This is a genomic window from Burkholderia sp. BCC1996 (assembly GCF_905339955.1).
Lineage (GTDB): Bacteria > Pseudomonadota > Gammaproteobacteria > Burkholderiales > Burkholderiaceae > Burkholderia.
In genome coordinates, this window is record NZ_CAJPHM010000099.1 from 1 (window position 1) to 508 (window position 508).

Annotated in this window: 2 tRNA genes; both read left to right on the forward strand. The window is 49.4% G+C overall.

What is annotated here, in order from left to right:
• Positions 1 to 45: 45 nt before the first annotated feature.
• Positions 46 to 122 (forward strand) — tRNA-Ile (locus tag U4Z64_RS37385).
• A 92-nt stretch (positions 123 to 214) separates the two neighbouring features.
• Positions 215 to 290 (forward strand) — tRNA-Ala (locus U4Z64_RS37390).
• Positions 291 to 508: the final 218 nt, after the last annotated feature.

Consider the following 508-nt stretch of genomic DNA (forward strand, 5'->3'; position numbering starts at 1 on the left):
TTGAGCGCTCACGCTTATCGGCTGTAAATTTAAAGACAGACTCAGGGGTCTGTAGCTCAGTCGGTTAGAGCACCGTCTTGATAAGGCGGGGGTCGTTGGTTCGAATCCAACCAGACCCACCATTGTCTTGTCTGGCGTGTCGATGATCGTTAGCGCTTTAGCGCTTACGAGCATCCCATACCGACAGGTACACACCTGAGGAATACCTGTACATGGGGGCATAGCTCAGCTGGGAGAGCACCTGCTTTGCAAGCAGGGGGTCGTCGGTTCGATCCCGTCTGCCTCCACCAATCTTCAATGACAAGCGTTCGACGTGGTCGAGTCTTTGTCATTGGCGATTGAGCCAGTCAGAGTGATATGAGTAACATCATATCGGCTGTCGTTCTTTAACAATCTGGAAGAAGTAAGTAATTTGGATAGCGGAAGCGTCTTGAGATGGACGTGAAAACTATCCGGGTTGTGATTGTATCGATGTATCTCAAGATGATTCGAACTCTATGTTTGACTC